The sequence below is a fragment of the Mucilaginibacter yixingensis genome, assembly GCF_041080815.1.
In the GTDB taxonomy this organism is placed as follows: domain Bacteria; phylum Bacteroidota; class Bacteroidia; order Sphingobacteriales; family Sphingobacteriaceae; genus Mucilaginibacter; species Mucilaginibacter yixingensis.
In genome coordinates this window covers 946,775-961,034 of record NZ_CP160205.1, presented here as the reverse complement: position 1 = coordinate 961,034, position 14,260 = coordinate 946,775, and the positions used below count along the sequence as shown (strand labels likewise).

14 protein-coding genes are annotated in these 14,260 nt (G+C 46.8%); 10 read left to right on the top strand and 4 right to left on the bottom strand.

The window, feature by feature from the left end; all coding sequences use genetic code 11:
- Positions 1-247 precede the first annotated feature (247 nt).
- The 6 genes from mnmD (at position 248) to ABZR88_RS04015 (ending at position 5,364) form a co-directional block, all read left to right on the top strand.
- Positions 248-1,000, top strand: a complete 753-nt coding sequence (gene mnmD / locus ABZR88_RS04040; protein WP_342748748.1) for a tRNA (5-methylaminomethyl-2-thiouridine)(34)-methyltransferase MnmD — start codon at positions 248-250, stop codon at positions 998-1,000.
- 119 nt (positions 1,001-1,119) lie between these two features.
- On the top strand, positions 1,120-1,923 hold the full coding sequence (gene mazG / locus ABZR88_RS04035) for a nucleoside triphosphate pyrophosphohydrolase (RefSeq protein ID WP_107829926.1): 804 nt from the start codon (positions 1,120-1,122) through the stop codon (positions 1,921-1,923).
- A 65-nt stretch (positions 1,924-1,988) separates the two neighbouring features.
- Positions 1,989-2,432 (top strand): hypothetical protein, encoded by a 444-nt coding sequence (locus ABZR88_RS04030; protein WP_146166576.1) that lies wholly within the window; start codon positions 1,989-1,991, stop codon positions 2,430-2,432.
- 136 nt (positions 2,433-2,568) lie between these two features.
- Positions 2,569-3,105 carry an RNA polymerase sigma factor gene (locus ABZR88_RS04025; protein WP_107829922.1) on the top strand — a complete coding sequence of 179 codons (537 nt, stop codon included), beginning with the start codon at positions 2,569-2,571 and terminating at the stop codon, positions 3,103-3,105.
- Positions 3,102-4,490, top strand: a complete 1,389-nt coding sequence (locus ABZR88_RS04020; RefSeq protein WP_107829920.1) for a hypothetical protein — start codon at positions 3,102-3,104, stop codon at positions 4,488-4,490. Before ABZR88_RS04025 ends, ABZR88_RS04020 begins: the two co-directional genes overlap by 4 nt.
- Before the next feature lie 91 nt (positions 4,491-4,581).
- Positions 4,582-5,364 carry a cupin domain-containing protein gene (locus ABZR88_RS04015; RefSeq protein WP_107829918.1) on the top strand — a complete coding sequence of 261 codons (783 nt, stop codon included), beginning with the start codon at positions 4,582-4,584 and terminating at the stop codon, positions 5,362-5,364.
- Between the two features lie 265 nt (positions 5,365-5,629).
- Here ABZR88_RS04015 and ABZR88_RS04010 read toward each other — a convergent pair whose 3' ends face one another.
- On the bottom strand, positions 5,630-6,883 hold the full coding sequence (locus ABZR88_RS04010) for an FtsX-like permease family protein (RefSeq protein WP_245917086.1): 1,254 nt from the start codon (positions 6,881-6,883) through the stop codon (positions 5,630-5,632).
- A gap of 38 nt (positions 6,884-6,921) precedes the next feature.
- Between ABZR88_RS04010 and ABZR88_RS04005 the strand changes: the two genes are divergently transcribed.
- Both ABZR88_RS04005 and fmt read left to right on the top strand, forming a co-directional pair.
- Positions 6,922-8,202 (top strand): exo-beta-N-acetylmuramidase NamZ domain-containing protein, encoded by a 1,281-nt coding sequence (locus tag ABZR88_RS04005; protein ID WP_245917085.1) that lies wholly within the window; start codon positions 6,922-6,924, stop codon positions 8,200-8,202.
- Between the two features lie 139 nt (positions 8,203-8,341).
- Entirely contained in the window at positions 8,342-9,256 is a 915-nt protein-coding gene (gene fmt, locus ABZR88_RS04000; protein ID WP_107829916.1) for a methionyl-tRNA formyltransferase, read from the top strand.
- A gap of 211 nt (positions 9,257-9,467) precedes the next feature.
- Here the strand turns inward: fmt and ABZR88_RS03995 are convergent, their stop codons facing one another.
- The 3 genes from ABZR88_RS03995 to ABZR88_RS03985 form a co-directional block, all read right to left on the bottom strand.
- Positions 9,468-10,151 carry a hypothetical protein gene (locus ABZR88_RS03995; protein WP_107829914.1) on the bottom strand — a complete coding sequence of 228 codons (684 nt, stop codon included), beginning with the start codon at positions 10,149-10,151 and terminating at the stop codon, positions 9,468-9,470.
- Between the two features lie 125 nt (positions 10,152-10,276).
- Complete coding sequence (locus ABZR88_RS03990) at positions 10,277-11,113, bottom strand: aminotransferase class IV (RefSeq protein ID WP_107830193.1); 837 nt, start codon at positions 11,111-11,113, stop codon at positions 10,277-10,279.
- A gap of 23 nt (positions 11,114-11,136) precedes the next feature.
- Entirely contained in the window at positions 11,137-12,180 is a 1,044-nt protein-coding gene (locus ABZR88_RS03985) for an RluA family pseudouridine synthase (RefSeq protein WP_107829912.1), read from the bottom strand.
- 72 nt (positions 12,181-12,252) lie between these two features.
- Here ABZR88_RS03985 and ABZR88_RS03980 point away from each other — a divergent pair, with 72 nt between their 5' ends.
- Positions 12,253-13,308 (top strand): DUF6588 family protein, encoded by a 1,056-nt coding sequence (locus tag ABZR88_RS03980; RefSeq protein WP_146166575.1) that lies wholly within the window; start codon positions 12,253-12,255, stop codon positions 13,306-13,308.
- Positions 13,309-13,368: 60 nt separating this feature from the next.
- Complete coding sequence (locus tag ABZR88_RS03975; protein WP_342748747.1) at positions 13,369-14,205, top strand: pyridoxal-phosphate dependent enzyme; 837 nt, start codon at positions 13,369-13,371, stop codon at positions 14,203-14,205.
- Positions 14,206-14,260 lie beyond the last annotated feature (55 nt).

The window sequence follows — 14,260 nt, the reverse complement described above, 5'->3', positions numbered from 1 at the left end:
TAATGGCTTCTTTGCCGCACAGAGCCATACCCTGCAAATCAGTCAGCACCACAGGGCCGCAATTACCGCCCCTGCTGTCGCTCCGCGCAAGCCCTGCGCTTCAGGCGGCAATTGAATGCCCTCTTCCACCACACAAACCCTTCCTGTGCTGCCCGCTTTCGCCCGAAGCCCGACGCTGTTGGTTAACGGCTAAAATGCCATTTCACCTTCATAGTCCCACCGCGGGGATTCGATTCCTCTACATCGTATGATGGGCCATTCCACCATAAATCCCGATATTTGCGCCATGCAACAGCAGGAGCAATCTATCTTTATGTTTCCCGAGCCGGGCGTTAACGGGCATTTTGCCGTTACCGGCGATGGTTCAAAAACCATTTATAACCCGCAGGTGGGCGAAAACTATCACTCGCGCCATGGCGCACTGCAAGAGAGCAATCACGTTTTTCTGAACAGTGGGTTACGCTATTTCCTCGCCGGTAATGACACTAATGAAGTAAGTGTTCTGGAAGTGGGCCTGGGTACCGCCCTCAACTTTTTGCTAAGTGCTGATTATTGCACCGCAAAAGAAATCAGCCTGAATTACACGGGGATTGAGGCGCACCCGCTCAATGGAGCAACCATGGCGGCTACGGGTTATGATGAATATGTATCGGCTGGTTTATGGAATACGTTTCTGGATAAATATCCGCAAAGTATCAACCAAACCATCAGTATCAACAATTACTGCCAGTTGCAAACCGCATATGGTAAACTGATGGATTTTAGCAGCGCTCAACAATTTGACGTTATTTACTTTGATGCCTTTGCCGCTATTCATCAGCCTGAAATGTGGGATGACGCGGCCATCACCCATACGATCAATTTCCTGAAACCTGGCGGTGTATTTGTTACTTACGCCATTACTGGTCACCTGAAACGCCTGCTCAAAAGCCTCGGACTAAAAGTAGAGAAAGCGCCTGGCGCCCCCGGAAAGCGGGAGATGCTGAGAGCGGTGTTGTAGTTCGAAAGTCGGGAAGTCCGTAAGATGAATTGCATATTTTCCGGCTTTCGGTCTTCCGGATTTTCGGACTTCCGGACTTCCCAACTAAATCCTACCTTTACAACAACAAAACAGCTACCATGCCGCTATTACCTCCGCCATCTGCCAACACTGCCGCCACTGCTTTTGAACGTTTGCTGCACATTATGGATGATTTGCGCACCAACTGTCCGTGGGACATGAAGCAGACCATGCAAACGTTGCGTCACCTCACCATCGAGGAAACCTACGAGCTTTCTGACGCCATATTGGATGGCGATATGACCGAGATAAAAAAAGAACTGGGTGACATTATGCTGCACCTGGTATTTTACGCCCGCATAGGTTCTGAAACCAATGATTTTGACATCACTGCGGTGCTTAACGGCATTTGCGATAAACTGATTAACCGTCACCCACATATCTACAGTGACACCGAAGCCAACAATGAGGAAGAGGTAAAACGCAACTGGGAAAAGATCAAGCTTAAAGAAGGCAACAAATCTGTGCTGGGCGGTGTGCCCGCTTCACTCCCGGCGTTGGTAAAAGCATCGCGCATACAAGAGAAAGCCCGCGGCATTGGTTTTGACTGGGAACACAAGCACCAGGTTTGGGAAAAGGTAGAAGAAGAGATGCAGGAGTTTCGTAATGAGTTTAATGTAGAAGATGCTGCCGAGATAGACCTTGAAAGAGCCGAAGGCGAATTTGGCGACTTGCTATTCTCGCTCATCAACTACGCACGCTTCATCAATATCAACCCAGAAGATGCGCTGGAAAAAACCAATCGAAAATTCATCAAACGGTTTCAATACCTGGAACAAAAGGCCAGCGAAAATGGACTGAACCTGCAGGACATGACCCTGGCGGAGATGGACGTTTTCTGGAACGAAGCAAAAAAAATATAAAATAATGATGATGTTTGTAGCGTTTATATAAACGCCTCCGTATAACCAATTGTAAACTCATAACTATGAAACGAATTTTATTTTTACTTCCATTTTTAATTATGTTGGTATCAAGCTGTATGAAAAGCGCCAATGTAGATCCCACTCCGCTACCAAATCTTACCGGTAACTGGAGCGGCTACTTTTATAAACTACGCATCAACGCGGCTAAAACCGGTATGGACACCGCAAATAAAGTAGCACTCAGCCTCTCTTTAAATTCAACAACCGGCTACACCATTAGCGGCGATACCGCCACCGTACACGGCGGCAGCTTCGGTGGTTACCAGTATGACTATTCTACCTTTTTGTTTGGCGATAAAAGCTATAACGTGAGCCTGCCGCAAACCAAAGTGCACCTGGATGGCTATTATGATTACCTGTACACAGCGGCTCAAAACCGTTTACAAATATCGTACGAGTTTGCTAACGATACCCTGGTGTATTATTACGATTTTAGAAAGCAATAAACACCGATAAAAACATTACCAGTTAGGGCCCCGTTTTCGGGGCTTTTTTATTTTATATAATTTCGCTCAACAGGTGTAGCGTTCCGGTTAGCCACTACGTAAGCCTTATTAAAAACAAATAGCGAATATCTACTTAATGCACGTATCAACGGGCACGGCCGAGAGCGATCTCATTAGCCAATGCAAACAGGGTAATATAAAATACCAGGAAATGCTTTATAAGCATTTCTATGGCTTTGCCATGGGTATTGCCCTACGCTATTGCCTTACCCGTGATGATGCGATGGAGGCCGTGAACGATGGCTTTATTAAAGTATTCAAATCGATAGACAACTACCAGCCAGATAAACCTTTTAAAGCCTGGCTGCGCACTATTGTGGTAAATACAGCTATTGACAGCCGCCGCAAAGAAATGAAACAATGGCTAAATACCGAGTTGGATAACGCGGCAGGCATTAGCACCGGCAGCACCATAATTGCAGATCTGAACGCCCGCGATATTATGCAGCTGCTTAATAAACTACCCAACATGCATCGCCTGGTATTTAATATGTATGAAGTAGACGGCTACAGTCACGATGAGATTGCCGGTCAGTTGGGTATTCCGGCCAGTTCATCAAGGGTATATCTTACCCGGGCTAAAGAGAAATTAAGAAAGATGATCACATCATGACAGATGAGGATAAAAGATATCAGGAACTGACGGATCACATCCGTAGCGTGTTCGATGAGCACGAAGAGCCCGACGCCGACGCCGGCTGGGCACTGCTGCGTGAAAAATATCCGGCAAAGAAAGACCGCAACCTGGCCTGGTTGTTCTGGTATGCCGCAGCAGCCGTGCTACTGCTATTTACTGGCCTGTGGTTTTTGCGCAAGCCCGATGGTAATAACGCCGCCAACAATAATAATGTAGCACATGTAAAGCCAGTGCAGCCAACCAAAGAAAACAAAGGCCATGTAATTACAACACCGCCTGCAACTCAGGCCGTAGATACCGTTGTTAGCCCAATCAATCATTCGGGCACCGCCCCTATATTGGCCGGTAATAAAAATACTTTAGGAGGATATCATCAAGCGGCCCCTGTGCAGGCCGTTACGCCTCGGAGCCAGGCCACAAGCAATCAAACCAACGCAAATCAATCGGTGATTACTAAGCCTGATACTGCGCCGGCTAATAATAATACGGCCATTGCCAATAACAAACCAGCATCGCCGCCAGGCAAATCAATCGTTGACCCTACTCCTGCTGCCCAAACACAAACTGATAGCCAGCAGGTTAATAAATCAACCCAAATGGCTAACAACAGCGTTGTGAAACAGCCGCAGCAACCAATGTCGTCAGCCGATGCGATGAATAAATTACTGGCCGCCGATAATCAGAAAGACAACGCAAAACAGAACAACAAAACAGCTAAAAAAGCTTTGTTTGGTATTTATGCCGCAACCTATTTCAATTATGCCAAAGGCAGCGATAATACGGTAAACGTGGGTGCGGGTTTAAGTTCTGATTTTAAGCTGAGCAAACACCTGCGTCTTTCAACCGGTGTGGCCATTGGGCAAAACACGTTAAATTACAACAGCGCCACTCCGCAAGACAAAATTGTGGCTACCATGGCTGCCGCTAGTGCTTTTGCCAATGTAGCGAGCGTTAGCCAGGGAAAAGGCACCGCGGTGCCCGAAAGCATCAACAGAAATTATGCGGCCAGCCTTATCGGCCTGGATATCCCCGTCAATCTTAAATTCCAGTTTAATCCGGAGAGGAATGATACTTATATAGCTGCAGGTTTAAGTTCGGGCACGTTTATTAATGAGACGTATACAACAAACTACAATTTTGGACAAACTCAGCAGCAAAGTACCGTAACCAAAACCTTTAGTGGGTTTGATCTGGCTAAAACCCTGAACCTATCCTTCGGTATGGGTTATCCATTGGGCAAGGCCAACAGGCTGATTGTGGAACCATTTGTTAAATACCCGTTAGATGGTGTTGGCTCGCAACAACTCAAATTTGGCGCGGGTGGGGTTAACCTGAAGCTGAGTTTTACCGGTAAAAAATAATCTGCCGCTGTAAATAATTTGTGATGGGCTTTCTTTTCTCAAAAAAGCTGATAATTTTATATTTAGCTATCAAGCCCAATTACAAACTATTATGAAACGAATGATTTTACTGTGCGGCCTTGTGCTGCTTTGTGCAAAAGGCATGGCTCAAATATCGCCGGTGCCCTCAGGCGTCTATCATTGGGCCGATGCCAAAATAACCAAAAGTGCCGACCGCGAGAGCCGCAAATTTCTGCAAGGCTCTACCGCTGAGCTGGCTTTTTTTGAAATACACGCTACCACACAACAAAAAGGTGCCGCACCAAAACCAGCGCACACTCAAACCGATATTGAGGAACTGATCTTCATAAAAGAAGGTAAAGCCAAAATTACCGTGGGCAACCAAACCCAAACGCTGGGCAAGGGCAGTTTGGTGCTGATACCTCCACTACAATCGCAATCAATAGCTAACGTGGGCGATGGCCCCCTCACCTACTACGCGCTGGAGTTTCGTTCTAAACAACCGATGAACCTTGATCGCTCGGCCAAAGCAGGTGGTACGGCAATACTCAATGCAGACTCGCTCGTCTACAAACCATCGACCCTTGGCGGCGGCATTAAATATATGCAACGCCCGTCAGCCATGTTTGATTACCTGGAATTGCACATTACCGAGCTGAAAGCCAAAGGCCCGAGCCATACCCCACATACCCATGTTGATACCGAATTAACGCTGGTACTGGAGGGTAATACAGAAATGATTATTGGCGATAAAAAATACCAGGGTACCGCCGGCGATATTTACCTGATGAACAGCAATGAGCTGCACGGCATCAGCAACGCGGCGGATGCGCCTTGTAAGTATTTGGCTATAAGGTGGAGAAACAATCAATAACACTATCTCTTGCTGTCATTTCCGAACGAATATTAAGGGAGGGAAGCGCGCGAGTAAGTAACTAAGAAATATTTTAAAAATGACAAATGCCGCGAAAATCGCGGCATTTGTCATTCCCCCAATGTCATTTCGATGAGCACGAGCGTTGGGATAAGCGAAGAAGCGGAAGAGAAATCTTTTCGGTCTTGCCCCCCAACAGGTCGCTCCGAAAAAAAGCTTTCTCCCGTGTCCGAAATGATATATTGTGGATAGAAACGTGTTACACCTACTTAAACTTAATCGCCTTCACCGGACTAATCCTGCTCACCAGGGTTGATGGAATGATGAGCACCAGCAAGGTAACCAGTGCGGTGCCTACATTGAGCAATATGATATCAGATACTTCCAATTGTATCGGCACAAATTTCATATAATAGGATGCCTCATCCAGCTTAAAGAAGTGGGTTTGGTGCTGAAATATACCCAAACCAATACCCAGCAGGTTGCCAAACAACAAGCCCAGACCAATCAGGTAAAATGCATTAAATAAAAAAATCTGCTGGATACGCCAGTTGCTGCTGCCCATAGCTTTGAGCATACCTATCATGGTGGTACGCTCCAGAATCATAATCAACAAGGCCGATATCATGTTGATGAGCGCAACGGCCAATAATAATACCAATAACACACCAGTGCTACCGTCCAATAGTTTAAGCCATTCAAATATCACAGGGTAATTTTCGGCTACCGTGTAAGAGTGCACTTTTTCTGGCATAATATCGCCCAGGGAACTGTTAGCCGGCGTCAACTCGTCAAAATTTCGTACACGCACCTCGTAACCGCCAATCTGAGTTGGTTTCCAACCATTCAGCTTTTTTACCAGCGAGAGGGCGCCCACCACAAAGGTCTTATTCACCTCCTCTACCCCGGCATCATAGATCCCCACAATCTGCAGCTTGCGTTTGCGCAGCGGCTCCTGCACAAAATACATCAGGAAGCTATCGCCAAGCTTCAGTTTCAGTCGGGCAGCCGTGTAACTGGAGATGATGATCTCCTTTTCAGACTGCGCCGTATCGCGATAATCAATCACCCTGCCGCTTACCAGGTTTGCCTTGAGGTAGTTCCAGTTGTAACCTTTATCAACTCCCTTCAAAACCACACCTTCAATTTCCTGATTAGCTTTAATAATGCCCGGCTTGGTAGCAAACGGATAAATACCGGTAAACTGCGGCATGGTTTTCACCAACTGCTCCATGGCGGCATCGGCGTTCATGGGCGAGTTATCGTAAGAGTTATTGAGATCATAACTAATCACGGTGATGTCACCAGAGAAACCGCGCACGTTTTCTTTAATATCTTTTTTAAAACCTTTCAGAATAGCCAGCGAGAGAATCATGGCACTGAGGCCCAACATAATGCCAACAATGGCAATACGTACAATGAGCTTTGAAAATGTACGTTTTGATTGAAACGTAACACGGCCGGCTATGAAGGTAGAGAAACTCAATGCGGATTTTTGTATTTTAGCAAAGATGCGCATTTAAGGCACATCCGGCCTAATTAATATTTAGTTACCCTATGAAAAAACCTTATGCGTTATTGACATTGCTACTTGGTATGCTGTGCATGTTAAAAGTTGAAGCGCAGTGGAACAATAGTCCATACCTCAGTACGGGCCGACCATTAGATGACGCAATAAACAGGGCATTATTACGGCAACATGAGCATGCCCCTCGTATATCGGGCAACCCCATAACCGGGGCCGATCAAACCCAACTTTACCTGCCCTACCTGCAAGGTAAAAATGTGGCCATGCTGGTTAATAAAACATCGGTTATCGGCCCAAAGCTTACACCGAGCGTAGATAGCCTGCTCAAACTGGGCGTCAATATCAAAAAGATCTTTGGGCCAGAGCATGGCTTTCGTGGCAATAATGCCGACGGCGCCGATGTAGAAGATTTTACAGATAAGGCTACCGGCATTCCGGTACTGTCCCTCTATGGCAAACGTCAATATAAACCAAGTGCAGAGGATCTGAAAGGCATCGACATTGTGATTTTTGATATGCAGGATGTTGGCGCGCGCTTTTACACCTACCTCACCTCGCTGCACTATATCATGGAGGCATGTGCAGAAAACAAGGTAGAGCTGATGATACTGGATCGCCCCAACCCCAACGGCTTTTATGTGGACGGACCAGTGCTGGATACCGCTTATAAATCTACCGTGGGCATGCACCCCATTCCTATCGTACACGGCATGACCATTGCCGAGTACGCGCAGATGATTAACGGCGAAGGCTGGTTGAAAAACCATATCAAATGCAAGCTAAAGATTATTCCTGTGGCTAACTATATCCACGCCACACCTTATAAACTACCTATTGATCCGTCGCCTAACCTGAATACCAACCAGGCAGTATTGCTGTATCCAAGCATTTGCTTGTTTGAAGGAACCACGCTCAGTCTTGGCCGCGGCACCTCGTTCCCGTTCCAGGTGGTGGGGCATCCATCGTTAAAAGGAAAATATCAGTTTAGCTTTACGCCGCAAAGCATCCCCGGCGTGAGCGATAACCCTCCGTTGAAGGGACAGACCTGCTATGGCATCGATCTGCAAAAGTTTGACACCAAACAATTACGTACCAGCGGACACATTAACCTGGCCTGGCTGATAGAAATGTACAAAGCTTTTCCGGATAAGGCGCATTTCTTTACGGCCTACATTACCAAACTGAGCGGCGGCCCAACCCTGCGCAAACAGATAGAGGCCGGAATGAGTGAAGAAGACATCCGTATGAGCTGGGAACCGGCGCTAAGCAAATACAAAATTATGCGGAGGAAATATTTATTGTATCAGTAGTCACCCCTCCCGGCCTCCCCAAAGGGGAGGAGATTAACGAGATTATCGACATTGCATATCAAAGCCCTCTCCTTCGGAGAGGGTTGGGAGAGGTAAAACATTTACTTTGAAAAACGTGTTTAAATATCAGCTTTAAATTATGAGAATAGTATTTATGGGAACGCCTGAATTTGCAGTAGCATCGCTGGATGCTTTGCTGAAATCGGGCGCAAATATAGTTGGTGTTGTTACTGCACCGGATAAACCTGCCGGTCGCGGACAGAAAGTGAGCCAGTCGGCTGTGAAAGAGTATGCCGTCGCACATGATCTGCCTGTGTTGCAACCTGAAAAATTAAAAAGTCCGGAGTTTCTGGTAGAGCTGGCTGCCTTGCAAGCTGATTTGCAGGTGGTAGTAGCTTTCCGCATGCTGCCCGAGACCGTTTGGAATATGCCGCCAAAAGGGACTATCAATCTACATGCCTCGCTCCTGCCGCAGTATCGCGGTGCGGCGCCTATTAACTGGGCCATCCTAAACGGCGAGAAAGAAAGCGGCGTGACTACCTTTTTCCTGAAACATGATATTGATACCGGCAACGTACTGTTTACCGAAAAAGTAACCCTGACCGGCCAGGAAACCGCAGGCGATCTGCACGACCGCTTGATGGCCAAAGGTGCCGGCCTGTTGGTTAAAACCGTAAAAGCCGTAGAAAGCGGCCGCTATACCGAGCATCCGCAAGAAAGTTTCGGTGTTGCTGAACTGAAACATGCGCCAAAGATTTTTAAGGATGATTGCAAACTGGATTTTCTGAAAACCGCACCCGAAGTTTTCAACCGTATCCGTGGATTGAGCCCGTACCCCGGTGCGTTCACCCTTTTGAATGATAAAGTGCTTAAAATATATAGCGCCACATTAGAAGAAACCGAACCCGGCATACAGCCTGGCGGCTTTTTAACCGACAATAAAACTTACCTGAAATTTGCCTGCCACGGCGGCTTCATCCGCGTAACCGATGTGCAGCTGGAAGGTAAAAAGCGTATGGATATTGAAGCGTTTTTGAGAGGCGTTACGCTGTAGCCAAATCCCTTTATATTTCTTCGACGTCATTGCGAGGAACGAAGCAATCTCTGTACAGCTGATCTTAACATCATGTCATGCTGAGGAACGAAGCATCTCTAAGGACAGTCCTACTTAACCTATCCTCAGAGATACTTCGCTATCGCTCAGTATGACATAACACAGAGATTGCTTCGTTCCCCGCAATGACGTTGAGGGTTGATTAAGCAAATCAAACAATCTCTTTTCGCTCCCTCAGCCTGTACAAATACAAAAAAATAAACGAGGCTGCCAGTGCACCAAACGTGTGCCACAAAAAATGCGTACCGATGGACCAGGGCGCAAACCGGTCATAAATACGGAATGACAATGCGGCCGCAAATGTTAACAAGGCCATTACAACCAGCCCCCAGTTATAACCGCGGGTTTTGATGAGCAGCAAGGCCAACGGTAACACCACCATCAGCACCATAACCGCATAGTTTATGTTGATGGCCAGCTGATGGCTGGTCTCGGGCATCAGCTTTAACATGAGCGTTTCCAGCACCACAAACACGGCCAGTGCAGTAATGCCATAAATCCACCGGCCTAATAGCAACATCCAGAAATAAACGCTGGCAGCCAGGCAAAGCAACGCAATGGGCACCCAATCCATTAAAATAAAGAAGTGCCAGCGACGTAACCCGTGGTAAATAATGCCACCGATACTGCCGGTAAGCAGCAAGTAGGTGGCAACGCTAAGAAAAGCATATTGTTGGCTAAATCCCCTAACCTTAATAAGCCAGTAAACTCCCGGTATCAAAAACAGCGCCGACGTAACCATATTTAACGGCTCGGGAAAGAAATGATGCAGGTTGGTTTCGGTGTAGATCAGTCCGCCATCTGGGGGACGTATTTCTGTTAGGGGAAACATCATAAGGAATTACTGTTTAAGACCAATTTAAACAGTAATTTTTGCCTGGTCAAGCGTCTGCGCTTGACTAAATAAAAATATTCAAAACTCAAGCGAGGATGCTTGAGCGCACATAATGAGGTAAGTATTTACAACTTATTCAACTCATCCATCAGCTCTTTACTCAGCCTGTTAAAATAGCGTTTTACACCAAAGCCCATTACCCATTGGATGCCGCGGGTGGCGTTGGTAATGAAAACCTCTTCGGCCTCGTATAAAATATCGGGATTGATCTGGGCTTCGGTAACGGGGATGTTCAATTGCAGCGCCATATTGATCACTACCTGGCGCATTACGCCTTCCACACAACCCTCGCTCAGTGCCGGGGTGTAGAGGTGGTTTTTGTAGTAAACAAACACGTTGCTGCTGCCCGCCTCGCACAAAAAGCGATTTTGGTTAAGGATGAAAACATCATCCAGCCTGTTCTGATTTTTAAACACACCGGCCATCACGTAAACCAGCGAGTTACAGGATTTGATGTTAGACAGGTAATTAAGCGGCTTACCCAGCTCGGTAAACACATCCATAATCAGGCCGCGCTCATTCAGGTAGTAGCGGGGCTCTTCTATGGGTTGCACCTCCATGCAATAGCCCATGGTATTTTGGGTGGGTGCGTATAAACCGTCGGCATCGCGGTAAACCATCAGGCGCACGCGGCCATTTTTGCATTTGTTACGGGTAGCCAGCGCATCAACCTTCTCGCGCATAAACCAGCTGTCTATCTGCGAGTAGCCGTCAATCTTTAAGCCCCGCATACCGCGTTGCAGGCGGTCGGCGTGCAGATCAGCAAACTTCAGATCGCCTTTCATCAGCCTCATGCTTTCAAAAAGGCCGTCGCCATATTTAAATGCCCGGTTAGCAATGGTGACTACCTTGCTATCGGTTGGTAAAATTTCGTCGTTAAATAGGATAAATGCAGGTTTCATTACCATTCTATACTAACAGTAAATTATCCGTTTTGGTCTGATACTGCCGCAACATAATTTCGCCATTTCTTTAAAACAGCCTCAAAGTCCTGTGGCAGAGGCGCTTCAAAATAAACGTCTTTTTTTAATGAAGGATGTTTAAATCCTAATGATTGCGCGTGCAGCGCCTGCCGCGGCATCAGCTCAAAGCAATTTTCTACAAACTGCTTGTATTTGCTAAACATGGTGCCCTTCACAATCTTGTCGCCGCCGTAAGTGGCATCGGCAAACAGTGGGTGCCCAATATGTTTCATGTGCGCGCGAATCTGGTGCGTCCGGCCGGTTTCCAGCTTGCACTCAATCAGCGTAACGTAGTTCAATCGTTCTAAAACTTTGTAATGCGTTACAGACCATTTCCCCTTTTCCTCATCGTCGTAAATGGCCATCACCCTGCGGTCGGCCACACTGCGGCCTATGTAGCCGGTTACCGTACCATCCTCTGGCAAATCGCCCCAAACCAGCGCAATGTAACGACGGTTGATGGTATGCTCAAAAAACTGGCGGGCCAGGTAATTCATAGAGCGCTCATTTTTGCTGATGAGCAGCAGGCCGCTGGTGTCTTTATCAATACGGTGGACTAATCCGGGGCGGCCGTCATTACCCGGCAACGTAGGCAGTTGCTGAAAATGATAAACCAAAGCATTCACCAGTGTACCGGTGTAATTGTTATAGCCAGGGTGCACCACCATGCCGGGAGATTTATTGACTACCAGCACATCATCATCTTCATAAACAATATTAAGCGGAATATTTTCGGGGTAAACTTCGGTATCGCGCGGCGGATGTGGTAAAACAACCGAGATCACGTCTTGTGGTTTCACCTTGTAACTAGCCTTAATAGCCTTATCATTTACCAGCACGTTACCCAGATCTATAGCGTTCTGTATGCGGTTGCGCGATGCATTTTCAACGCGGTGCATCAAAAATTTATCTATACGTAATAACGACTGACCTTTATCAACTACAACACGTAAATGCTCGTAAAATTCCTGTTCCTCAGTCTCTTGCAGGTCAATATTATTCGTCATGGGTTTTGCAAAAATACTTGTTTTTTATATCAAAATAGCCCATTATTGTTATCAAATTTCAACCCCTGATTTATGAGAAAACTTTACACTATTGCAATTGCAGCCGTGATGTGCACGGCAGTTTCTAAAACCTACGCCCAAAGCAGCGACGATTTTAGCTCGCTGATCAAGTCAAACGCGGCCGATGCCAACAAACTTTTTAACGCTTACAGCACGCCTATGTTTAAGGGCTTTGGTGTGGGCTTAAACAGCGGCTGGAGCAACACTGCTAAGACCAAAAAGCTGCTGCATTTTGAGCTGCGCATCTCGGCCACAGCCGCACAGGTGCCCACCAGCGACAAAAGCTTTGATGTAACCCAAATTGGTTTATCAAACCGTGTTACAGTGGCAGCAACATCGCCAACTAAAATTGCGCCTACTTTTGGTGGCGATAAAGATGCCGCCAGACCGGTTATGAGCATTAATGATGCTAACGGACTCCCTACCGGTAAAACTTTTACCATGCCTAAAGGTGTTTTTGGGTATGTGCCTGCGCCGGATATTCAGTTAACCGTAGGCCTGGTGCATAATACAGATTTAACCATCCGCACCATCCCTACCATTAAAATTAGTGATGATGCCGGCTCTGTAGGCATGATTGGTTTTGGCATTAAACACAACATTATCCAGGATTTTGCCAAAGGCGTCCCCAAACCGTTTGACCTGGCTGTTGCCATAAACTACAACCGCGTTAACTACAGCAAAACGCTGAATGTTCAACCAGACGCAGGCACAGCTCCGGCCACTGGCACCAATACCGATTTTAGCAACCAGCGTATTGACGCCCACTTCAGCGGCTTCAACTTCCAGGCCATCCTGTCAAAAAAACTGGCCATATTTACGCCGTTTGTTTCTGTAGCTTACCAAACAGCACATACAGATCTGGGGGTATTGGGTAACTTCCCGGTAACTGCAACGGCTACCACCTATACTACCATTACAGACCCTATCCACGTGGATCAAAATACCTTTACCGGTATGCGTGCTGATGTTGGTTTCAAATTAGATTTAGCTATATTTAAAGTGTACGCCTCTGTTGGCACCGGTCAATATGTATCTGGCAACGCTGGTATTGGCTTTGGATTTTAATTTTTGATGCATACTATAGAACTAGATATTTTCAGCCCTGTTCATCAAATACACAATCCTGTGTTTGATGAAAAAGGGCTGAAAGTATTTTTAAAGCGCGATGATATGATTCACCCCATCATATCGGGCAATAAATGGCGTAAACTTAAATACCAGCTTAAACGAGCAAAGCAGGAAGGAAAAACTCACCTGGTGAGCTTCGGGGGCGCGTATTCTAATCACCTGATAGCACTGGCAGCGGCAGCCTCCCGTTTTGGCTTCAAAGCCACCGGTTTTGTGCGTGGCGAAGAGGTGATGAATGACTCGATATGGATGTGCCGCCTGCATGGCATGCAGCTTATTTTCACCGATCGCGAAAGCTACCGTAACAAACCAGCCTTATTTGATAAGCACTTTGGTAACGATGGTCAAGCCTTTTTTATTGACGAAGGCGGCGCCAGCGCAGAAGCGGCCCGTGGCTGTAGCGAACTGGTTGACGAACTGCCGCAAACCTATCAGCACATGTTTTGCGCGTGCGGTACCGGGGCCACCGCGGCCGGGCTAATGAACGGCATTAAAAACAATCACATGGATACTGTTTTCCATGCGGTGCCGGTATTAAAGAATGGTGACTTTATGGCCGATGAGATCAGGCGGTATCAAACCTACCCGCAACCGTTTGAGCTGCATACCGAATATCATTTTGGCGGCTATGCCAAAACAACTCCGGAGTTGATTGCTTTTATCAAGAATTTTATTGCCACAACCGGCATCATGATAGAACCCGTTTACACCGGAAAAATGCTCTATGCACTGACAGACCTGGCTGGTAAAGACCACTTTGCCCCGGGGAGCCACATCCTGGCTATACACACCGGCGGCCTGTGGGGATTGTTGGGAATGAAGGACTTGTTTTGAGCAGAAAGCTAAAAGACAAAAGCAGAAAGCTTAAGAATGATCTCTCGACTCAAAA